The 19,516-nt window shown below is 75.4% G+C and carries 21 protein-coding genes; 14 read left to right on the top strand and 7 right to left on the bottom strand.

Translation table 11 applies throughout. The features are described 5' to 3' along the window. Positions 1-41 precede the first annotated feature (41 nt). Both AB0F68_RS09020 and AB0F68_RS09025 read right to left on the bottom strand, forming a co-directional pair. Entirely contained in the window at positions 42-860 is an 819-nt protein-coding gene (locus AB0F68_RS09020; protein ID WP_357334147.1) for a hypothetical protein, read from the bottom strand. 141 nt (positions 861-1,001) lie between these two features. After that, entirely contained in the window at positions 1,002-1,841 is an 840-nt protein-coding gene (locus tag AB0F68_RS09025) for a UbiA family prenyltransferase (protein WP_357334149.1), read from the bottom strand. Between the two features lie 45 nt (positions 1,842-1,886). On the opposite strand from AB0F68_RS09025, the gene AB0F68_RS09030 reads away from it, so the two are divergent. From AB0F68_RS09030 to AB0F68_RS09045, 4 genes are read left to right on the top strand one after another with little or no spacing between them, the layout of a single operon-like run. Beyond that, positions 1,887-2,642, top strand: coding sequence for a methyltransferase domain-containing protein (locus tag AB0F68_RS09030; protein ID WP_357334152.1), 756 nt, complete (start codon positions 1,887-1,889; stop codon positions 2,640-2,642). Positions 2,643-2,684: 42 nt separating this feature from the next. Further along, a complete protein-coding gene (locus tag AB0F68_RS09035) occupies positions 2,685-3,851 on the top strand; it encodes an acyl-CoA dehydrogenase family protein (RefSeq protein ID WP_357334153.1) in 1,167 nt (388 codons plus the stop codon). A 29-nt stretch (positions 3,852-3,880) separates the two neighbouring features. After that, positions 3,881-4,930 carry a type III polyketide synthase gene (locus AB0F68_RS09040; protein ID WP_357334154.1) on the top strand — a complete coding sequence of 350 codons (1,050 nt, stop codon included), beginning with the start codon at positions 3,881-3,883 and terminating at the stop codon, positions 4,928-4,930. Positions 4,931-4,970: 40 nt separating this feature from the next. Then, a complete protein-coding gene (locus AB0F68_RS09045) occupies positions 4,971-5,579 on the top strand; it encodes a hypothetical protein (protein ID WP_357334157.1) in 609 nt (202 codons plus the stop codon). A gap of 7 nt (positions 5,580-5,586) precedes the next feature. Here AB0F68_RS09045 and AB0F68_RS09050 read toward each other — a convergent pair whose 3' ends face one another. Next, positions 5,587-6,288 carry a hypothetical protein gene (locus tag AB0F68_RS09050; protein ID WP_357334159.1) on the bottom strand — a complete coding sequence of 234 codons (702 nt, stop codon included), beginning with the start codon at positions 6,286-6,288 and terminating at the stop codon, positions 5,587-5,589. A 327-nt stretch (positions 6,289-6,615) separates the two neighbouring features. Between AB0F68_RS09050 and AB0F68_RS09055 the strand changes: the two genes are divergently transcribed. From AB0F68_RS09055 to ispF, 3 genes are read left to right on the top strand one after another with little or no spacing between them, the layout of a single operon-like run. Further along, positions 6,616-7,101: a CarD family transcriptional regulator gene (locus AB0F68_RS09055; RefSeq protein ID WP_007073334.1), complete on the top strand. Its 486-nt coding sequence runs from the start codon at positions 6,616-6,618 to the stop codon at positions 7,099-7,101. A gap of 54 nt (positions 7,102-7,155) precedes the next feature. Continuing rightward, the gene (gene ispD, locus AB0F68_RS09060; RefSeq protein ID WP_357334161.1) at positions 7,156-7,851 is read left to right on the top strand and encodes a 2-C-methyl-D-erythritol 4-phosphate cytidylyltransferase; all 696 of its coding nucleotides are present in this window, start codon (positions 7,156-7,158) and stop codon (positions 7,849-7,851) included. Positions 7,852-7,867: 16 nt separating this feature from the next. Further along, positions 7,868-8,350, top strand: coding sequence for a 2-C-methyl-D-erythritol 2,4-cyclodiphosphate synthase (gene ispF, locus AB0F68_RS09065; protein ID WP_357334164.1), 483 nt, complete (start codon positions 7,868-7,870; stop codon positions 8,348-8,350). A 36-nt stretch (positions 8,351-8,386) separates the two neighbouring features. On the opposite strand, the gene AB0F68_RS09070 is transcribed toward ispF, so the two are convergent. Continuing rightward, a complete protein-coding gene (locus tag AB0F68_RS09070; RefSeq protein WP_357334167.1) occupies positions 8,387-8,914 on the bottom strand; it encodes a hypothetical protein in 528 nt (175 codons plus the stop codon). A 149-nt stretch (positions 8,915-9,063) separates the two neighbouring features. On the opposite strand from AB0F68_RS09070, the gene AB0F68_RS09075 reads away from it, so the two are divergent. After that, a complete protein-coding gene (locus AB0F68_RS09075) occupies positions 9,064-10,458 on the top strand; it encodes a BTAD domain-containing putative transcriptional regulator (protein WP_357334169.1) in 1,395 nt (464 codons plus the stop codon). 60 nt (positions 10,459-10,518) lie between these two features. Then, on the top strand, positions 10,519-11,556 hold the full coding sequence (locus AB0F68_RS09080; RefSeq protein WP_357334171.1) for a tetratricopeptide repeat protein: 1,038 nt from the start codon (positions 10,519-10,521) through the stop codon (positions 11,554-11,556). On the opposite strand, the gene AB0F68_RS09085 is transcribed toward AB0F68_RS09080, so the two are convergent. Further along, positions 11,553-12,719 carry a homogentisate 1,2-dioxygenase domain-containing protein gene (locus AB0F68_RS09085; protein WP_357334173.1) on the bottom strand — a complete coding sequence of 389 codons (1,167 nt, stop codon included), beginning with the start codon at positions 12,717-12,719 and terminating at the stop codon, positions 11,553-11,555. The genes AB0F68_RS09080 and AB0F68_RS09085 overlap by 4 nt on opposite strands. A gap of 94 nt (positions 12,720-12,813) precedes the next feature. Between AB0F68_RS09085 and AB0F68_RS09090 the strand changes: the two genes are divergently transcribed. From AB0F68_RS09090 to AB0F68_RS09110, 5 genes are all read left to right on the top strand, one after another. Further along, complete coding sequence (locus tag AB0F68_RS09090) at positions 12,814-13,680, top strand: hypothetical protein (RefSeq protein ID WP_357334176.1); 867 nt, start codon at positions 12,814-12,816, stop codon at positions 13,678-13,680. A 76-nt stretch (positions 13,681-13,756) separates the two neighbouring features. Next, positions 13,757-14,956 carry a fumarylacetoacetase gene (gene fahA, locus AB0F68_RS09095; RefSeq protein WP_357334178.1) on the top strand — a complete coding sequence of 400 codons (1,200 nt, stop codon included), beginning with the start codon at positions 13,757-13,759 and terminating at the stop codon, positions 14,954-14,956. Between the two features lie 144 nt (positions 14,957-15,100). Next, on the top strand, positions 15,101-15,310 hold the full coding sequence (locus tag AB0F68_RS09100; protein WP_357334180.1) for a DUF397 domain-containing protein: 210 nt from the start codon (positions 15,101-15,103) through the stop codon (positions 15,308-15,310). Positions 15,311-15,417: 107 nt separating this feature from the next. After that, a complete protein-coding gene (locus AB0F68_RS09105) occupies positions 15,418-15,915 on the top strand; it encodes an SRPBCC family protein (protein ID WP_357334727.1) in 498 nt (165 codons plus the stop codon). 109 nt (positions 15,916-16,024) lie between these two features. Then, positions 16,025-17,275: a PQQ-binding-like beta-propeller repeat protein gene (locus tag AB0F68_RS09110; RefSeq protein WP_357334182.1), complete on the top strand. Its 1,251-nt coding sequence runs from the start codon at positions 16,025-16,027 to the stop codon at positions 17,273-17,275. Positions 17,276-17,400: 125 nt separating this feature from the next. Here AB0F68_RS09110 and hisC read toward each other — a convergent pair whose 3' ends face one another. After that, the gene (gene hisC / locus AB0F68_RS09115) at positions 17,401-18,504 is read right to left on the bottom strand and encodes a histidinol-phosphate transaminase (RefSeq protein WP_357334185.1); all 1,104 of its coding nucleotides are present in this window, start codon (positions 18,502-18,504) and stop codon (positions 17,401-17,403) included. Continuing rightward, complete coding sequence (locus AB0F68_RS09120; protein ID WP_357334187.1) at positions 18,501-19,511, bottom strand: RDD family protein; 1,011 nt, start codon at positions 19,509-19,511, stop codon at positions 18,501-18,503. The genes hisC and AB0F68_RS09120 overlap by 4 nt, the downstream gene beginning before the upstream one ends. Positions 19,512-19,516 lie beyond the last annotated feature (5 nt).

Genomic DNA, 19,516 nt, shown 5'->3' on the forward strand with positions numbered 1-19,516 from the left:
GCGGGCCACACCGGCGGTGTCGTCGAAGCGTGAGCTGGCGGTCAGCTGTGGTTGCCGCCCTCGGTGCCGCCTCCCGGGAGGCCGCCCGGGTGGCCGGCGCCGCCCTCCTCCTCCTCGCGGGGCTGCACCACCGGCGAGGGCGGTGCGGCCGGGGTCAGCGGGACGCCGACGGCCGCGCCGGTCTTGATCACCTTGCCGTTGCCGAAGTCGAAGGTCAGGTTGGCCCGCTCGCCGACGAGCAGGGCCTCGTTGAGGCCCACGAGCTGGAGGAACTGCGGGCTGTTGCTGGTGAGCTGGACGTAGCTCAGGGCCGGGATCTCGATCCGGGCCGGCTGCCCGGCCGGCGCGGACTCGCTGGCCGACGGCGACGGGTTCGCCGAGGCCGACCCGCTGGCCGAGGCGGAGCCGCTCGCCGACGGGGACTCGCTGGTGCCGAGCGACTGGCTGGGCGAGGCGCTCGGGTCGGTCGCGGTGGGCGACGCGGAGGCCGGCTCGGTGGGCGAACCGGTCGGGGTGGCCTCGTCGCTGCCCGCCCCGGCACCGCTGAGCAGGATCTCGCGGGCGCTGTCGGTGGTGACGGTCAGGGTCACCGGCGCCTGGCTGTCGTTGTAGATCACGACGTTCAGCCGCGCGTTGGCGCCGGACTTGTAGCCCTCGGTGCCGGGGAACTCCACGTAGAGGCCGCGCACCTTGTAGAGGTTGTCGGGGGTCTGGACGTTGACGCCCTGCACCGACGGGATCTTGTTGGCGGTCTCGGCCACCTGGCCGGCGCCACACCCGGACAGCACCAGGCTCGCCGCCGCCGCGGTACCGGCCAGCAACAGGGCCGCCCGCCGGGAACCCCTGATCGAGCGCGTCACGTCGGTCCTCCTCGTCACGATCCCCGCCCGGCCGGACGCCGGACACGGGGTGGCCATACCCGCGCAGACCGCGCTCCAGGGTAGTTGGAGCTGATCGAGGCCCGCACGCCGACCCGGTAATGCCACCTCCGCGGGGAACCGTCAGACCACCCGGCCGCTCGCCACCAGCAGCACCACGTCGATGAGCGCCACCACCATGACGGCCCGGAAGGCGGCCACCGGCCGGCCGCCGGCCCCGTTCGCGGCGCGTCCGGCGTACCAGCCGAGGGCCGGCACCCCGACGGCGGCGGCGACCGCCGCCAGCCCCACCCACGACGGCGGCCCGGGCGGCCCGAGGACCAGCGCGACGGTGGCCGCGAGGAGCAGCCCGGCGGCGGCCCCCCGGCTGCCCGCCGGCCCGAGCCGGTGGGGCAGCCCGCGCACCCCGGTCCGCGCGTCGTCGGCCAGGTCGGGCAGCACGTTGGCGAAGTGCGCCCCGGCGCCCAGCAGCGCGGCGGCGGCGACCAGCCAGACCGGGGGCGCGGGCGCGCCCGGCAGGGCCAGCACCACGAAGGCGGGCAGCGCGCCGAACGAGACCGCGTAGGGCAGCACCGAGACCGGGGTCGACTTCAGCGGCCAGTTGTAGAGCAGTGCCGAGACCAAGCCGAGGGTGGCGCAGAACGCCGCCGCCGGACCGGCGGCCAGCGCCAGCAGCGGGGTGGCGACGGCGGCCGGCACGGTGGCCCGGGCCAGGGCCCGCCGCGAGACCGCACCGCTGGTCACCGGTTTGTCGGTACGCCCCACCGTGGCGTCCCGGTCGGCGTCGATCAGGTCGTTGCTCCAGCCCACGGCGAGCTGGCTGGCCAGCACCGTGAGCGCCACGGTGGCGACCCCGGCCGGGCCGTGCCCGACGCCCCGCGCGAGCAGCCCGGCCACCACGGTCACCGCGGCGGCGGGTTCCGGGTGGCTCGCCCTGACCAGCCCTAACACCGACATCGACATAAGGGAAGTCTGGTCGTTACCGGGGAGTCGTGCCACGCTCGGTCCATGCGAGACGCGGCCCCGGTGTCCACCCCGCCCCGGGTGCTGCCGCCCAACGATCCCCGCCAGTACGACGATCTGGCCGGCGAGTGGTGGCGACCGGACGGCGCGTTCGCCATGCTGCACTGGCTGGCCCGGGCCCGCGCGGCCCTGGTGCCCCCGGCGTCCGCAGTGGACGACCTGCTGGTCGACCTCGGCTGCGGCGCCGGGCTGCTCGCCCCGCACCTGTCCGGCAAGGGCTACCGGCACGTCGGGGTGGACCTGACCCGATCGGCCCTCGACCAGGCCGCCGCGCACGACGTGACGGTGATTCAGGGCGACGCCACCGCCGTTCCGCTCGCGGACGGCTGCGCCGCCGTGGTCTCCGCCGGCGAGCTGCTGGAACACGTGCCGGACTGGCGGCGCGCCGTGGCCGAGGCGTGCCGGCTGCTGCGGCCGGGCGGCCTGCTGGTGCTGGACACGCTCAACGACACCCTGCTGGCCCGGCTGATCGCGGTGGAGCTTGGCGAACGGCTTCCCACCGTGCCCCGCGGCATCCACGATCCACGGTTGTTCGTGGACGACCGCGCCCTGGTGTCGGAATGTGCCCGGCACGGCGTGGCGCTGCGCTTGCACGGCATCCGCCCCGAGCTGGGCGGGACACTGGCCTGGCTGCTGCGTCGCGTGCGTGGCGGTGACCGTCCCGCCGGGACGGAGCCGCGCATCGTGCCGACGTGGTCGACCGCGGTGCTCTACCAGGGCCGCGGGCACCGGAGCGGGTAGCGGGGGCCGCCCGGGGTAAAGGGACGCCGAGAAGGGGGCTACATGACTGTGCACGCGCTGGAGGCGGCCCGCAGGTTGGCGCCGCGACTGGCCGCCCGCGCGGCCGACCACGACCGGGACGGCTCCTTCCCGGTCGACGACTTCGCCGACCTCCGCGAGGCCGGCCTGTTCGGGCTGATGGTGCCGCGTGAGCTGGGCGGCATGGGGGCCACCTTCGCCGAGTACGCCGCCGTCGCCACCGAGCTGGCCCGGGGCAACGGCGCGACCGCGCTGGTGTTCAACATGCACGCCTCGGTCACCGGCGCGCTGGGCGCGGTCACCGAGGAGCTGGCCGAGGCGCTCGGCGTACCGGACGAGGCGCTCGCGGCCCGGGACCGGCTGCTGCGCGCGGCGGCCGAGGGCGCCTGGTACGCGGTGGCGATGAGCGAACGCGGCGCCGGGGCCCGGCTGTCCCAGCTCAGCACGGTCTACCAGCCGGTCGAGGGCGGGTGGCACATCAAAGGCAGCAAGACCTTCTGCTCCGGCGCCGGCCACCCGGACGGCTACCTGGTGGCCGCCCGCAGCGCCGGTGACCAGTCGGTGGTCTCCCAGTTCCTGGTCCCGGCCGGGGAGGGGCTCACGGTCGAGCCGACCTGGGACTCGCTGGGCATGCGCGCCACCTCCTCGCACGACCTGCACCTGGACGTGACCGTCCCCGCCGACCGGCTGCTCGGCGGGGTGGAGGGGCTAGCCCTGGTGGTCGCCCAGCTCATGCCGCACTGGCTGGTGGCCAGCTACGCGGCCGTCTACGTCGGGGTGGCCCGGGCCGCGATCGACGCCGCCGCCGAGCACCTGAACGCCCGCAACCTGGCCGGCCTGCCGGCGGTCCGGGCCCGGCTCGGCCGGGCGGACGCGGCCGTGGCGGCGGCCGAGCTGGTGGTCGCCGAGGCGGCCCGCCGGGTCGACGAGGCGCCCGGCGACGCGGAGACCAACCGCTGGGTCTGGCGGGCCAAGCTGCTCGCCGGGACCACGGCCGCCGAGGTGGCCGCGTCCATGCTGGAGGCCGCCGGCACCTCGGCGACACGGCGGGGGCATCCGCTGGAGCGGCTCTACCGGGACGCCCGGTGCGGCTCGCTGCACCCGGCCACCTCCGACGTCTGCGCCGACTGGCTCGGCATCGCCGCGCTCGGCGGCGACCCGGACCGTGACACGGCCACGCCTCGTTGGTGAAGTGGATTCGGGGACGAGAGGTGGGGGACATGGGCGTGCCGGTGATCGCGGGTCTGGGTGCGGCGCAACCGCCGTCAGCCGCGCAGGACGAGCTGTGGGCGGGCTTCTTCGCGAAGCACTTCTCGGGGACCACCCGGGCGCTGGCCGAGCGGATCTTCGCCAACTCCGGGGTGTCCCGCCGGCAGGCCGCGGTGAACCCGCTGCTGGAGGACGTCTCGGAGTGGCCCACCGAACGCCGGATGCGGCGCTACCAGGTCGAGGCGTTGCCGCTGGGCAAGGAGGCGGTCGGCCGGGCGCTGACCGCCGCCGGCCTGGACGCGGGTGACATCGGCCTCTTCGTGGTCTGCTCCTGCACCGGCTATGCCACCCCGGGACTGGACATCCTGCTCGCCCGGGACCTGGGCATGGCCCCGGACACCCAGCGCATGTTCGTCGGGCACATGGGCTGCTACGCGGCCCTGCCGGGGCTCGGCGCGGCGAGCGACTTCGTGACCGCCCGGGGCCGCCCCGCGCTGCTGCTCTGCGCGGAGCTGACCAGCCTGCACATCCAGCCGCCGGGCGCCCGGGTGGACACCCAGCAGATCGTCTCGCACGCGCTCTTCTCGGACGCCGCGGTCGCCGCCGTGGTCGTCCCCGGCGGCCGGGGGTACGCGCTGCGCGAGGTCACCTCCGTGACCGACACCTCCACGGCGGACCACATGACCTGGGACGTCACCGACACCGGCTTCCGGATGGGGTTGTCGCCGAAGGTGCCGCAGGTGCTCTCGCACCACGTCCGGGGCCTGGTCGACGATCTGCTGGACCGGCACGGGTGGCAGCGTTCCGAGGTGGACGGCTGGGCGGTGCACCCGGGCGGCCCGCGCATCCTCAACGTCGTGGAGCGTGAGCTGGCCCTGCCGCCGGCGGCGCTCGCGGCGTCCCGGGCGACGCTCGACGAGCACGGCAACTGTTCGTCCCCGACGGTGCTGCTGATCCTGGACCGGCTGCGCCGGGCGCAGACCCCGCCGGAGCGGGTCGTGATGCTGGCCTTCGGCCCGGGCCTCACCCTCTACGCGGCCCTGCTGGAGCTCACCCCCTGACGGGGCGGTGGCCGGCGCACCACGCCGATACGCTCTCCCCATGGCTCCCGACGAGCGGATGCGGAGCGCGGTGCTGGCCGGGCTGACCGTGGCGGCGCTGGCGGCCGGCGCGGGCTGGTGGCGGGCGGCGGCTCCGGAGCTGGGCCGGGCCGCGCCGGACCCCGCCCCGTCGACCGCCGCCTTCCTCGAACCCGGCATCCGGGTCGACGCCGGCGGGCCCCGGTTGCGGGCGGTGGTGGACCCGCAGACGGGGCAGGTGCTGGACCAGGTCGTGCTGCCGGGGCCGGAGGCGGATCCGGACGAGCCGCTGGTGATCCACGAGGAGCCCGACGGGGTGGTCCGGCAGCGCGCCGTCCGGTACGAGGTGTGGCGGGAGAAGTCCCGCCTGACGCCGGGCGGGGCCCCGGTGACCCGCCGGGCGAACGCGTCCGACGGAAGCCGGTTCCTGCTCACGGTCGGCTGTTCGGGCCCGGGCACGGTCGCCGTCGGGTTCACCGGTTCCAACGCTGACGAGTCGGAGCGGGTGGTGAGCTGCGACGGGCGGACCGACGTCACGGTGCTGGACGGCAGTGGCGGGCCGCTCCTGGTGCGCTTCGTCGCGCTCGGCGACCGGGTCGACCTCGATGCCCGGCTGAACGAGCTGGGCTGAGCGGCGGTCAGCCGGCCAGCCGGGCTAGGTCGTCGCGGTAGTCCGCCGCCGGGCCCAGTTCGGGCACCACCCGGACCAGGGTGCCCTGCCGGTCCACCAGCAGGGCGGCGGCCGTGCCGGGATGGGCGGAGAGGTGCAGGTAGGAGCGGAGGCCGCCGGCCGGGTCGGCGAGCGGGCGTACCCCCGGGGCGGTGGCGGTGCCGGCGGTGCGGCCCTCGGTGACGGTGACCACGGTGACCTCCGGCGGCGCGGCGGCCGCCGCGGTGGTGACCTGCTCCGCGCAGGTGCAGGCGTCCACCAGGACGATCATGGCGGGCAGCAGGCTGCGCAGCGGCACCGGAGCGTCGTCGGGGCCGACGAGGTCGAGCGCCGGCAGCGGCCCCACCGGGGCCGTCGGGTAGGGCAGCACGGTGGGGGCGCCCCCGGAGCGGTTCGACCGCGGCCAGGTGACCGCGGCCAGCCCGGTGAGGGTGATCACCACGGCGACCAGCAGGACCAGCACCGGCAGCCCGAGCGTCGGCCGGCCGGCCGGGCCGAGGCGCCGCCGCCCGGCGGCCTGCCGGCGGCTCCGGCGCAGCTCGCGGCGGACCTGGCGGGCCTCCTCGTCCAGCGCCGAGGCGTCGTCGGGGACGACCACCCGGCCCCACTCCGGGGGCAGGTCGGGCAGCCCGTCGGAGGGCCCGTGGCCTTCAGCGTCAGGCATGCCCATCGGACCCCCAGGAACCGTCTCGGTGAGCGGACGTCAGTCCATCCCAAGCGTCCCGCACCGGTGGTCGTACCGCCACACCTGGGCGCACGCGGAATTCCGGAGCTACCATGGAAGGAGCGCATCGCCCTAGATATGAACGCTTCCGTCACTCTTACCGGGTTGTCATCCGTTAGTTACGGAGCGTGTCGAAACCATCGGCTTGACCGCCTGTCAAGCTGGAGAAATACCTCTCACAGGGTCCCTGAGCTGCGCCAACGGTCAGGACAGCGGTGAGACATCGGTGCCTGAGCGTGTTACCCTAGACACAGCGAAAGGGGTTTCGAACCTATGGTTTTCAGTGTCGGCGAGACCGTTGTTTACCCCCACCACGGGGCCGCACTCATCGAGGCAATCGAGACTCGGGTCATCAAGGGCGAGCCTAAGCAGTACCTCGTCCTGAGGGTCGCGCAGGGTGACCTGACGGTCCGGGTGCCCGCCGAGAACGCCGAGATCGTGGGTGTGCGCGAGGTGGTCGGCGAAGAGGGCCTGGGCAAGGTCTTCGACGTGCTCCGTGCACCGCACACCGAGGAGCCGACCAACTGGTCGCGGCGTTACAAGGCGAATCTGGAGAAGCTGGCCTCCGGTAACCCGCTGAAGGTCGCCGAGGTCGTCCGCGACCTGTGGCGCCGGGAGCGGGAGCGGGGTCTCTCCGCGGGTGAGAAGCGCATGCTGGCCAAGGCACGCGACATTCTCGTCGGCGAGGTCGCGCTGGCCGAGAAGAGCACCAAGGACGAGGCGGAGACGTTGCTCGACAAGGTGCTGACCGAGGCCTGATCCGCACCACATCGTCGTACCCACCCCGTAGCAAACGAATCCGAGGACCGCGACGTGACCGCGCAGCTCAATCCGCGCGGTGACGTCGCGGTCCTTGTTCCTGCTGCCGGAGCCGGGGTACGCCTCGGCCCGGGCGCTCCCAAGGCGCTCCGGCTGCTCGCCGGCGAGCCGCTGCTGGTGCACGCGGTACGCCGGATCGCCGCCGCCCCCTCGGTGCACACTGTCGTGGTGGCCGCCCCGGCCGCCGACGTCGAGTCGGTCCGGGCCATGCTCGCGCCGGTGGCCCCGGTGACCGTGGTCGCCGGCGGCGCCGAGCGCCAGGCGTCGGTGGCCGCCGCGCTGGCCGCCGTCCCCGCCGGGCCGGAGATCGTCCTGGTGCACGACGCGGCCCGGGCGCTCACCCCGCCCGACCTGGTCGAGTCGGTGGCCGCGGCGGTCCGCGCCGGCCACGACGGGGTGATCCCGGTGCTGCCGGTGGTCGACACCGTCAAGGAGGTCGACGCCGGCGAGCGGGTCCTCGGCACGGTCGACCGGGCCGCCCTGCGCGCGGTGCAGACCCCGCAGGGCTTCCGCCGGTCGGTGCTGACCGCCGCGCACGAGGCGGCCGGCGACCCGCTCACCGACGACGCCGGCCTGGTCGAGAAGCTGGGCGTCCCGGTGGTCTGCGTACCCGGGTCGGAGCTGGCCCTGAAGATCACCCGCCCGTTCGACCTGGCCCTGGCCGAGCACCTGCTGGCCACCGGCGCCTGACGCGTACCCTCGGCTCGTGATCGTTCCTCGGGTGGCCATCGGGACCGACGTGCACGCCTTCGCGGCCGGACGGCCCTGCTGGGTCGCCGGCCTGCACTGGCCGGACCAGGACGGCCTGGCCGGCCACTCGGACGCCGACGTGGCGGCGCACGCCGCCTGCAACGCCCTGCTCTCCGCCGCCGGCCTCGGCGACCTGGGCGCGAACTTCGGGGTGGACCAGCCGGAGTGGGCCGGTGCGTCCGGGGTGGCGCTGCTGACCGAGAGCGCGCGGCGGGTGCGGGCGGCCGGCTTCGAGATCGGCAACGTGTCGGTCCAGGTGGTCGGCAACCGGCCCAAGATCGGTCCGCGTCGCGGGGAGGCGCAGCGGGTGCTCTCGGCCGCCGTGAACGCGCCGGTCACAGTCTCCGCCGCCACCACCGACGGCCTGGGCTTCACCGGACGCGGCGAAGGGCTCACCGGCATCGCGGTGGCGCTGGTGTACGAGGCCCCGACGGCGTGACGCGGCGACCGGGTGGCACCCGGTCGCCGCGCCGGATCAGTCGACGTCCGTGCAGACGTTGTGCGTCGTGCCGTGGAGCATCGTGATGGTCTTCTCGAAGGTGGGGGTGAACTCCACGGTGAACTGGCCGTCGACGATCCACAGCCCCTTCGGCAGCGAACCCGCGTTCTCCCGGAAACCGAGCAGCACCGGGCCGGTCACGTACCAGGTCATCGACCCGTCCGTGCCGTAGACGACCAGCGAGGTGCCGCTGGCGTCCGCCGTGGACGTGGCCCCGGTCTCCAGATTGGTCACCCGATCGATCAGGGCGCCGGTGAACAGCTCCCGCTTCGGCGAGCCGTCCGGGTACGTCGCCAGGGTCAGCTTCCGGACCTCGTCGACGATCGGTTCGACCCGCACCGCGAAGTCGCACCGGGCGCCGGCCGGCATCTCGAACGCCTCCTGCGGCGCCGGCTCCCAGGCGCCGGGGGCGACGTCGCCGCCGGCGGCGGACGCCGAGCCCGGCAGGGCCGCGACGAGCGCGGCCACGACCGACGCCACCGCGACGCTCATCTTGAAACGCATGGTCACTCCATTCGTGCTTCCGGTCAGGACCGGACCAGGATCACGGGGCCCGCTCACCACGGGCTCACCGCGCGTCGAGCCGGAGCCGGGCCGCAGCCACCCGGATGTCGGGCCGGCCGCCGGGGCGCCCACCGTTCGCTCACCGCCGGATGACAACCGGCGGCGCGGGCCAGCCCGTCCTGTTCGGTATGGAGTTCCACCTGCTCGGACCCTTCGAGGCCCGCCACCAGGGCCGGCCCGTCGAGGTCGGCAGCCGCCGCCAGGAACGCTGCCTGCTCGGTGTGCTGCTGCTCGACACGGGACGGATGGTGCCGACCGACCGCCTCATCGACCTGCTCTGGAACGGCCGGCCGCCGGTCTCCGCCCGGGGCGCGGTGCAGACGTACATCGGCCGGTTGCGGGGGGCACTCACGCCGTACGGGGTGCGGATCAGCACCGCGGGCGAGGGTTACCTCGTCGAGGCGGACGGGCACCGCGTCGACGTCGACGAGTTCGGCGAGCTGGTCCGGGCGGCCGGAGCCGCCGCCGACCCGGCGGAGCGCGTGCGACTGCTCGACCGGGGGCTGGCCCTCTGGCGGGGGCCGCTGCTCGCCGACGCGGCGGACGGGGAACTGCGGGACCGGCTGCACGGCACCGTCGAGGAGCTCCGGCTGGTCGCCGTGGAGTTGCGCGCCGAGGCGCAGCTCGCGCTGGGCCAGCACGCCCGGGCGATCGCCGAGCTGATGCCCCTGGCCGCCCGGCACCCGACCCGGGAACAGCTCGTCGCCGTCCTCATGACGGCGCTGTACCGGGGCGCCCGCCAGGCCGACGCGTTGCGGCTGTACGGCACCACCCGGCAGGTGCTCGCCGACGAGTTGGGCGTCGAACCGGGGGCGCGCCTGCGGGAGGTGCACCGCCGGATCCTGCGCGGCGACGACCGGTTGGACCGGCCCGGGCGGCCGGTGTACGAGGTGCGGGTCCGTGACGAGAGCCTGCCGTGGAGCGTCGGCGGGCACCCCGCCCTGGATTTCTGCAACACCTTCGCCGGGTGGGGGCACGAGCCGCCGCTGCCCGGCGCCGAGTGGCTGCGCGGCTACCGCACCCTGGCCGTGTGGGCCGGGCACGTGGGGCTCGTCGACGACGTGTCGGTGAGCCGGCTGGTGCACCTGGGTCGGCGCGACCCCGACCGGGCCGAGGCGGTGCTCGCCGAGGCCCGGGGCCTGCGGCACGCCCTGTACGGGTGCCTGACCGAACCGGACGACCGGCACGCGTTCGAGGTGGTCGCCCGGTACGCGGAGGCCGCCGCGAAGGAGTTGGTGTTCCGGCGCGAGACCGACGGCGGCGGCCGCTGGTGGCCGGAACTCGGGGCCGGGCTCCGGATGCCCCTGCACGCGGTCGCCTGGAGCGCCGCCCAGATGCTCGCCGACCCGCGCCGGCTCACCCTCCGGACCTGCCCGGACGAGCGGTGCGGGTGGCTCTTCCTGGACGAGAGCGGGCTGCGGCGCTGGTGCAGCCTGGGCACCTGCGGGCGCTCACTGGACCGGTCCCGCTGCCACAGCGCCTGACCGGCGTCCCGCCTGTCCGCCGGCGGGCGGGGGACCGGGCGGACGGCTACGCTCGCCGGGATGCCGAACGACGCCGCCCCCGACCAGTCCGCCGCCGACGGCTACCTCCAGCGGGCGCAGCTCCTCGCCGAACTGGGCCGGTACGACGAGGCCGCCGAGGAACTCGGCGACGCCCTCGCCAGCCACCCGGGACACGCCGAGGCGTTGGGCATGCTGGCCCGGGTGCACCTCGCCGCGGACCGGTCGGCGGAGGCGCTGCGGGTCGCCGAGGCGGCCGTGGCCGCCGCCCCGGGGGCCCTGTCGCCGCTGGTGGCGCGCGGCTTCGCCCTGGTCGACCTGGGCCGGTGGAAGGCCGCGGCGAGCACCGGGGACGAGATCCTGGCGCTCGGCCCGGACGACGCGTACGCCCAGCGCAGCGCCGCCGCGATCCTGGCCGGCGCGCGCAACGGGCAGCCGGCGCTCAACGCCGCCTGGCGGGGTGTGGAGCTGGCCCCGGACGCGGCGCAGGCGCACCTGGTGCTCGGCCTGGTGGCCGCCCGGCTGGAGCTGTACGACCTGGCCGAGCGGGCCTACCGGGAGGCGTTGCGGCTGGACCCGGAGCTGGCCGCGGCACGGCAGGACATGGGTGTGATCCGGCTGGAGCAGCGCCGCTACGCCGAGGCGCTGGAGCACCTGGCCGAGGCGGCGGCCCTGGACCCGGCGGGCGTCGACACCGGCCCGACCGTCGCCGACGGGCTGCGCCGGCTGGTGCTCCACGGCGCCGGCTGGTCGCTGGTCGCCACCGTGCTGGTCGCCTTCCTGGCCCCGGTCGCGCCGGGCCCGTCCCGGGTCCTCGCGCTGCTGGCCGCGCTCGGCGGGGCGCTGCTGGTCTGGCGGCACGCGACCCGGCTGCCCGGCCTGCTGGACACGGTCCTGCCCGGGCTGCTCCGCGCCGACCGCAACCTCGCCCTGGCGGTGTACGCGGTGGCCGCCGCCCCGGCGCTGCTGGTGCTCTACGCGCTGGTCGGCGGCCCGTGGCCGCTGGTCGCCGGGATCACCGTGACGTTGCTGGCCGAGTTCGTCGTGCTCGCCCGCACCGGCCGGCGCGCAGTGCGCTAGGCCCGGCGCGCCCAGGTCCAGGCGTACGCGTCGTCCTCGCAGGCGGTCCCGGCGTCGCAGAGGTCCAGCGGGCGGAAGGTGTCGACCATGACCGCCAGCTCGTCGAAGAAGTCCGCCCCGATCGACCGCTCGGCGGCGCCCGGCTGCGGGCCGTGGGTGAAGCCGGACGGGTGCAGCGAGATCGAGCCCTGCTCGATGCCGGAGCCGCGCCGGGCCTCGTAGTTGCCGCCGGTGTAGAAGAGCATCTCGTCGGAGTCGACGTTGTGGTGGTTGTAGGGCACCGGGATGGCGTCCGGGTGGTAGTCCACCTTGCGCGGCACGAACGAGCAGATGACGAAGTTCGGGCCCTGGAAGGTCTGGTGCACCGGCGGCGGCTGGTGGATCCGGCCGGTGATCGGCTCGAAGTCGTGGATGGAGAACGCCCACGGGTACATGTGCCCGTCCCAGCCGACCACGTCGAACGGGTGGTGGGCGTAGACGTACCTGGTCCAACCGCGCCGGTGCCGAACCAGCACCTCGGCGTCGGTCTCGTCGACCAGCAGCGGTGAGTCCGGCCCGCGGACGTCCCGCTCACAGTAGGGCGAGTGCTCCAGGAACTGCCCGCGTACCGAGAGGTAGCGCTTGGGCGGGCCGATGTGGCCGGCGGCCTCGATGGCGAGCAGTCGGGTGGGCTCGTCGCCGGTGGGCACGAGGCGGTGGATGGTCGAGGTGGGGATGATGACGTAGTCGCCGGCCACCGCCTCCAGCACGCCGAACGGCGACTCCACCCGCAGGGTCCCGGCCTCGACGTAGAGGCAGTGGTCGCCGGTGGCGTCGCGGAACAGCGGCGACGGCCGGTCGGCCAGCACGTACGCGATCCGCACGTCGTCGTTGGCGAGCAGGTACTGCCGGCCGAGCACCGGGTCGGCGCCGGCCCCGTCGAGCTTGTGGGTGCGCAGGTGCCGCGGCTTGAGCGGGAGGTTGGGCACCCGGGCGAAGGCGGGCGGGGTGAACTCCTCGGCGGCCACGATCGCGGTGGGCGCGTGCCGGTGGTAGAGCAGCGAGGAGTCGGAGGAGAAGCCCTCCTGACCGACCAGCTCCTCGGCGTAGAGGGTGCCGTCGGGCTGGCGGAACTGGGTGTGGCGCTTGCGGGGCACCTCGCCGACGCTGCGGTAGTACGGCATCTCGCCTCCCGATATGTCCCGTTCTCCGGCCGGTGACGTCCGATAATCGGACGCGGTTGTCCGTTACTCGTAGCGTCCCGTAGATTCTTGTCTCGTGTCAACGCAGGTGCCCCGCCTCTTCGCCGGCCTGGTGGACGACGCGGCGGTCTTCCCGCCCGGCAGCGCCGCGCTGCCGGACGCGGTGGCCGCGCATCGCCAGCACCGGGCCGGCTGGTACGCCGACCTGGTCGGCCCGCTGCTGCTGCCCGCCTCGTCGATTGCGGCCGGCGAGCTCAGCGGCCTGGTCGACCCGGCTGAGGGCTTCGTGATCGGCCTGATCGGCGACACCGGCGTCGAGGGCCTGCCCTTCGCCATGTCCTTCCTGCCACCGGACGGGGTCACCGCCTGCCAGGTCGAGGCCCCCGTCGCCAAGCGGGGCGAGGACCCGCAGCCGGGCCTCACCGACCTGGTCAAGCTCGCCGAGCGCCTCGGCGGCACCACCGTCTACGCGGAGATCCCGCTGACCTTCGGCCTGATGGGCGCGCTGGACGCGCTCGCCGAGGCGCGGGCCGGCGGGCTGCCGGTGGCCGCCAAGTTCCGCACCGGCGGGCTGGCCGCCGAACTCTTCCCGACCCCGGTCGAACTGGCCGCGGTGATCTGCGCCTGCCGGGACCGGGAACTGCCGTTCAAGCTGACCGCCGGGCTGCACCACGCGGTCCGGCACCGGGACCCGGAGACCGGCTTCAGCCACCACGGCTTCGTCAACGTGCTGGCGGCCACCCTGGCCGCCACCGGGGGCGCCGAGGTGGACGGCGTGGCCGACCTGCTCGCCGCCACCGACCCGCTCCGGGTGGTCGAGCTCACCCGGTCCCAGCGGGAGGCCGAGCGTCCGCTCTGGGTCGGCTACGGCTCGTGCAGCATCTCCGAACCACTGACCGATCTGATCCGGCTGGGGCTGGTGAACGGGGGCTTCGAGGAATGAGCGAGCGCAGCGAGCGAATCAGCAGGTTCAGTGCGCTGGTGCCTCATGGCGGCACGGAGCGAAGCGGAGTGGCGGCATGAGCTGGGTGACGGGTGCGGCGGGATCGCCGTACGGGGTGAGCAACCTGCCGTACGGGGTGTTCCGGCGGGGCGACCGCGAGCGGCGGATCGGCGTACGCATCGGCGACTTCGTGCTGGACCTGGCCGGCGCGGAGGCCGCCGGGCTGGTGCCGGCCGCCGGCGCGCTCGGCCGGCCCACCCTCAACGACTTCATGGCGCTCGGCCGTCCGCGGTGGACCGCGGTCCGGCAGCGGGTCACTGAGCTGCTCACCGACCCCGCGCACCGGCCGGCCGTGGAGCCGCTGCTGGTGCCGCTGCGCGAGGCGGAGCTGCTGCTGCCGTTCGAGGTGGCCGACTACGTCGACTTCTACTCGTCCGAGCACCACGCGTCGAACGTCGGGCAGATCTTCCGGCCCGGGCAGCCGGCGCTGCTGCCGAACTGGAAGCACGTGCCGATCGGCTACCACGGCCGGGCGGGCACGGTGGTGGTCTCGGGCACCCCGGTGGTCCGCCCGACCGGGCAGCGGGCCAGCGCGCAGGGCCCGACCACCGGCGCCTCCGTCCGGCTGGACATCGAGGCCGAGGTCGGCTTCGTGGTCGGGGTGCCGAGCCGGCTCGGCGACCGGGTCGCGGTCGCGGACTTCGCCGACCACGTCTTCGGCGTGGTGCTGGTGAACGACTGGTCCGCCCGGGACATCCAGGCCTGGGAGTACCAGCCGCTCGGGCCGTTCCTGGGCAAGTCCTTCGCCACCTCGGTCTCGGCCTGGGTCACCCCGCTGGACGCGCTGGCCGCCGCCTTCGTACCGGCCCCCGACCAGGACCCGCCGGTGCAGGACTACCTGCGCGACACCCCGCACCTCGGGCTGGACCTGACCCTGTCGGTCGAGTGGAACGGCGAGCGGGTCGCCGAGCCGCCCTTCGCCACCATGTACTGGACCCCGGCCCAGCAGCTCGCCCACCTCACCGTGAACGGCGCGTCGCTGCGGACCGGCGACCTCTACGCCTCCGGCACCGTCTCCGGGCCGGAGCGCGGGCAGGTCGGCTCGTTCCTGGAGCTGACCTGGGGCGGGACCGAGCCGGTCAAGTTCGCCGACGGCGCCGCGCGGACCTTCCTGGAGGACGGCGACACGGTGACGATCACCGCCACCGCGCCCGGCCCGGACGGCACCACCATCGCCCTCGGCGAGGTCACCGGGAGCATCCTGCCGGCCCGCTGAACCGCCCCCTGTTCACTCTCCGTCCCCGGTCGCACCCGCTGTGCGACCGGGGACGTTTCCTTCGCCGTTGATCGTCGCGGATTGCGTACGCCCCGGCGGTGCGGGCCGGGGCGCACCCCGAGTGGAACCGGAAGGACCGAGACGATGACCGAGCTGACCGGCGCCATCTGGCGCACCAGCAGCCGTTCCAACGATCAGGGCCTCTGCGTCGAAGTGGCGACCAACGCGGTCGCCGCGCACGGCGTGGTGGGCGTACGCGACTCGAAGGACCCCCAGGGTCCGGCGCTCGCGGTCAGCCCACCGGGCTGGACAGCGTTCGTCGCCGCGATCCGGGGGGACGTCTTCCGTCGCTGACCCTCGCCGTGGCCCGGTGCCCCGATCGGGGCACCGGTGGTGGAAATGTCACGCAAGGCTCCCGTTACCCGGTGACGGCCCGTACCGTGGACGACACGGGAGGTGCCATGTCGACGGTGACGGTTTCCGCATTCATCGAAGCGCAGGACGTCGACGTCTGGCGGCTCCTCACCGACCTCCCGGCGCGGGCCGACTGGCTCTCCGCGGTCGGCGCGGTCGACATCCTCAGCACCGGCGACCTCAGCTCCGGCGACCTCGGGCCCGGCACCGCCTGGCGGGAGACCCGGGTCCGGCCGGACGGCGGCGCCGAGCCGGAGGAGTTCCTGGTGGTCGAGGCGGTCGCCCCGGCCCGGCTGGTGCTCAGCTCGCGGGGCGCGGGCGCGGACTACCGGATCACCTGGACGCTGCGCACCGTCGAGCGTCGGCGGCGCGGCTGCACCGAGGTCACCGTCGAGCACGAGGCGGTGCCGACCCGCGCGTACGGCCGGGTGCTGGCCCTGATCCTCGGAGGGCTGGCCGCCCGGGCGGTGGAGGGCGCTCTCCGGCGTGACCTGGCCGACCTGGCGCTGGCCGTCGGTCCCGCCCGGTCCGCCGAGGCCGCCTGAGCCGACCGGTCCCGCACCCGACCGGGGCCGGCGGCAACCGTTCCGCGCCGCTGACGCCGCGCGGCGTCCGGGAGCCGCCGCTGGGTAGGGTGCCGGGCGGAGGTGCGGCATGGGGAAGCCCTCGGGGCGGCGGATCGCGGTGACGCTGGTGGCGGTGCTGGCCGTCGCGGCGGCGGCCGCCGTGGTCCTCCGGGTCCTCGCCCCCGCCGAGGTGGAGACGGTCGCCCGGGGCGCCTACCCGGCCGTGCCCACCCCGCCGATCGGGGTGATCGGCCGGCTGCCGGTGGCGCCGCTGGTCGTGGACGGCCGGCTCCGCGTCTACGCGGGCGCCCGCCAGGTGTACGCCGACCAGCCCGTCTCCCGGAAGCACCGGGTCACCCCGTTCTGGTCGTACCGCCGCTGGCCGGCGAAGTTGGTCGGGGTGCTGGCCGAGGGCACCACGGTGGTGAGTCGCTGGTCCGACGGGAAGCTGGTGGCGCTGGACGCGCGTACCGGGCGGGTCGCCTGGCGGGCCGACGGGCCAGAGCCGGGCGCGCTGCCCGAGCCGCGCCGCACCTACGCCGCCACGGTCTGGAACCCGGCGGGCCTGCACGTCGCCCGGGCCGCCGACGGCCGTGCCGTGCTGGTCGCCGCGGGCCCCGGCGCGGTCGGCGGGTACGCCCTGGCGGACGGCCGCCGGCTCTGGCGGGCCGAGGCGGCGTGGGGCTGCCGCACGGACGTGGGCACCACGGCCGCCGGGGAGGTGCTCGGGTTGGACGCCTGCGCCGGGCCGGCCACGGTCGAGTTCCGGGACGCCGCGACCGGTGCGGTGCGCAGCCGCTGGCGGCCCCCGGATGCTCCGGAGCGGCTCGTGGTGACCCCGGTCGGTTGCCGGGACGGGCACTCGGCCTGCCGGGGGCTGCGCACGGGGGGGCGCGACGACGAGACCGGCCGGGGCTGGCTGGTCGCGGGGGGTGAGCCGCTGGCCGCCCCCGCCCTGGACGGCCCGGACACCGAGCTGGACGGCGAGCGCGCGGTGGGGACCACGGGCGGCGTGGTCACCGGGCGGTCCGCCCGCACCGGCGAGGAGCTGTGGCGCCGGGGCGACCTGGGGCCGGTCCGGATCCTCGCGGTCGAGCCGGGCCGGGTGCACCTGCTGACCGAGCGGCGGGACCTGGTCACCCTCGACCCGGTGACCGGGGCGGAGCGGTCCCGGTTCGCCATGGACATCGGCCGGGACGGGATCGGCTGGGTGCCCGGCCGGGCACACGCGGCGGACGGTTACGTGGCCGTGGAGCGGGCCCGGGAGCGGGCCCGCCCGGACGACGACGACCAGGGGTACTTCCTGATGGCCGAGCCGGTGCTGCTCGCCGCAACCTGACCGGAAGAAACGGACAAATGGTATGATTCGTCGCGAGGCTCCGGCGTCCGATGGTCTGCCGAGCGGCCCGAAGTGTCCGGGGCCGGTCCGTAGGGGGTTGACGGACCGGCCCCGGACCTGCGCCGTCAGGCCAGCGCGGCCTCGGCGGCGGCCAGGAAGGCGTCGTTCTCGGCCGGCGTGCCGATGGTGACCCGCACCCCGTCGCCCGGGAACGGCCGGACGATCACACCACGCGCCTCGCACGCCTTGCCGAACCCGACGGCCCGCTCGCCCAGCGGCAGCCAGACGAAGTTGGCCTGGCTCTCCGGCACGTCCGGGACGAACTTGCGCAGCGCCTCGGTGACCCGGTCCCGCTCGGCGACGACCAGCGCGCAGCGCCGCTCGACCTCGTCGGCCTGGGCCAGCGCGGCCAGCGCGCCGGCCTGGGCGGCCATGCTCGTGGAGAAGGGGGTGACCACCTTGCGCACCGCGGCGGCCACGGTCGGCTCGGCGACCAGCCAGCCGATCCGCAGGCCGGCCAGGCCCCACGCCTTGGACAGGGTGCGCAGCACCGCCACGTTCGGCCGGTCCAGGTAGCTCAGGCCGTCCGGCACCTCGGGGTCGGTGACGAACTCCCGGTACGCCTCGTCGATCACCACGAGCACGTCGTCCGGCACCGCGTCGAGGAAGCGGTCCAGCTCCGCCCTGCGGACGGCCGTGCCGGTCGGGTTGTTCGGGTTGCAGACCAGGATCATCCGGGTCCGGTCGGTCACCGCGGCCGCCATCGAGGCCAGGTCGTGGCCGTGGCCGGCGTCGTTCGGCACCCGCACGCTGGTCGCGCCGCTGGTCGCCGCGATGATCGGGTACGCCTCGAAGGACCGCCACGAGTAGAGCAGCTCGTCGCCGGGGAGGCAGGTGGCCCGGACCAGGTGCTCGGCCAGCGCCACCGAACCGCAGCCGGTGGCGATCCGGTCGGCGTCCACGCCGTACCGCTCGGCGAGGGCTTGGCGCAGCGCCACCACGCCCATGTCCGGGTAGCGGTGCGAGCCGGCCACCGCCGCGGTGACCGCCTCCACGACCCCGGGCAGCGGGCCGTACGGCACCTCGTTGCTGGCCAGCTTGATCGCCTCGGGCAGGCCCAGCTCGCGGGCCAGGTCGGCCGGGCTGCGCCCGGGCACGTAGTTGGGCAGCGCGTCCAGGTCGGCGCGGGTGAGCCGCAGCGGAGGCTGGTGACGTCCGGTGTCGGTCATGGGGTGTCTCCCGGGGGGTTGGCGCGGTCGCGCGGGGCGGTGCGGGTGTCGGGCCGGGTGCGGGGGAGCTGGACCACCACGGTCTGCGCCCGCTTGTCGTGGAGGGCCTGGCGCAGCGGCTGGTCGAAGAGCGGGGAGACCGCGTCGACGAACTGGAGCAGCAGGCCGAAGCCGAAGCAGTACCAGAGCAGGGTGGGCAGGCCGAGGGTGCTCCAGCGCCGGGTGGCCCGGCCGAAGCCGAGCGGCTGGTCCGTCTCGACAGGCACCGCGCGAACGCCCATCAGCCGCTTGCCGAAGGTCTGCCCGCGGGCCGCCATCGAGGGCACCTCGTAGGCGAACCAGAGCGCGGTGGCGATCAGCAGGATGGCGACCAGGAGGCCGGCGAACTGCTCGCCGGGAGGCGGCAGCGGCTCGTTGGTGGTGTCACCCACGTCGACCCGCCGCAGGAACTCCTGCCACGGGGCGGCCCACTCACCGAGGAGACGCCAGACGAACCAGCCGTTGACCGCGGCGTTGAGCAGGAACACCACGCCGAAGTCGATCAGGCGGGCGACCAGCCGGGCGCCGTACGAGGCGAGCGGCAGCCCGTGCGGGCGCGGCGCTGGCGGCCGCCCCGGCCAGCCCGGGTACGGCCAGCCCGGCGGCGGCCCCGGCTGGCCCGGCCGCCCCGGCTGTCCCGCCCACGGTCCCGGCTGTCCTGGCTGGCCCGGCCACTGCTGGCCCGGCCACTGCTGGCCCGGCCACGGCTGTCCCGGCCCACCGGCCGGCGGGCCCGGGTGGGGCCCGGGAGCCGCGGCACCCGGATGCGTTCCGGGAGCCGGCCGGCCGGGGTGCGGCGCGGCGGGGGCGGCGGCCGGTGCGGCGGCGGGGGCCGGCTCGGGCGGCGGTGGCCCGTCGGGCGGGGTGGCGTCGACCGGGATCGGCGCACCGATCCACCCCTCGCCGTCCCAGTACCGGCGGGTCTCGGGATCGGCGGGGTCGACGTACCAGCCGGGCTGAACACTCACGGTGC

Origin of the sequence: Micromonospora sp. NPDC023966, from assembly GCF_040639095.1 — a bacterium.
Lineage (GTDB): Bacteria > Actinomycetota > Actinomycetes > Mycobacteriales > Micromonosporaceae > Micromonospora.

Coding starts and splice junctions, on each gene's coding strand:
- AB0F68_RS09110 (WP_357334182.1), top strand. CDS start 16,025: ATGGGGAAGCCCTCGGGGCGGCGGATCGCGGTGACGCTGGTGGCGGTG.
- AB0F68_RS09085 (WP_357334173.1), bottom strand. CDS start 12,719: ATGCCGTACTACCGCAGCGTCGGCGAGGTGCCCCGCAAGCGCCACACC.
- AB0F68_RS09030 (WP_357334152.1), top strand. CDS start 1,887: ATGCGAGACGCGGCCCCGGTGTCCACCCCGCCCCGGGTGCTGCCGCCC.
- hisC (WP_357334185.1), bottom strand. CDS start 18,504: ATGACCGACACCGGACGTCACCAGCCTCCGCTGCGGCTCACCCGCGCC.
- AB0F68_RS09105 (WP_357334727.1), top strand. CDS start 15,418: ATGTCGACGGTGACGGTTTCCGCATTCATCGAAGCGCAGGACGTCGAC.
- AB0F68_RS09045 (WP_357334157.1), top strand. CDS start 4,971: ATGGCTCCCGACGAGCGGATGCGGAGCGCGGTGCTGGCCGGGCTGACC.
- AB0F68_RS09080 (WP_357334171.1), top strand. CDS start 10,519: ATGCCGAACGACGCCGCCCCCGACCAGTCCGCCGCCGACGGCTACCTC.
- AB0F68_RS09025 (WP_357334149.1), bottom strand. CDS start 1,841: ATGTCGATGTCGGTGTTAGGGCTGGTCAGGGCGAGCCACCCGGAACCC.
- AB0F68_RS09070 (WP_357334167.1), bottom strand. CDS start 8,914: ATGCGTTTCAAGATGAGCGTCGCGGTGGCGTCGGTCGTGGCCGCGCTC.
- fahA (WP_357334178.1), top strand. CDS start 13,757: ATGAGCTGGGTGACGGGTGCGGCGGGATCGCCGTACGGGGTGAGCAAC.
- AB0F68_RS09075 (WP_357334169.1), top strand. CDS start 9,064: ATGACAACCGGCGGCGCGGGCCAGCCCGTCCTGTTCGGTATGGAGTTC.
- AB0F68_RS09100 (WP_357334180.1), top strand. CDS start 15,101: ATGACCGAGCTGACCGGCGCCATCTGGCGCACCAGCAGCCGTTCCAAC.
- AB0F68_RS09055 (WP_007073334.1), top strand. CDS start 6,616: ATGGTTTTCAGTGTCGGCGAGACCGTTGTTTACCCCCACCACGGGGCC.
- AB0F68_RS09040 (WP_357334154.1), top strand. CDS start 3,881: ATGGGCGTGCCGGTGATCGCGGGTCTGGGTGCGGCGCAACCGCCGTCA.
- AB0F68_RS09050 (WP_357334159.1), bottom strand. CDS start 6,288: ATGGGCATGCCTGACGCTGAAGGCCACGGGCCCTCCGACGGGCTGCCC.
- AB0F68_RS09035 (WP_357334153.1), top strand. CDS start 2,685: ATGACTGTGCACGCGCTGGAGGCGGCCCGCAGGTTGGCGCCGCGACTG.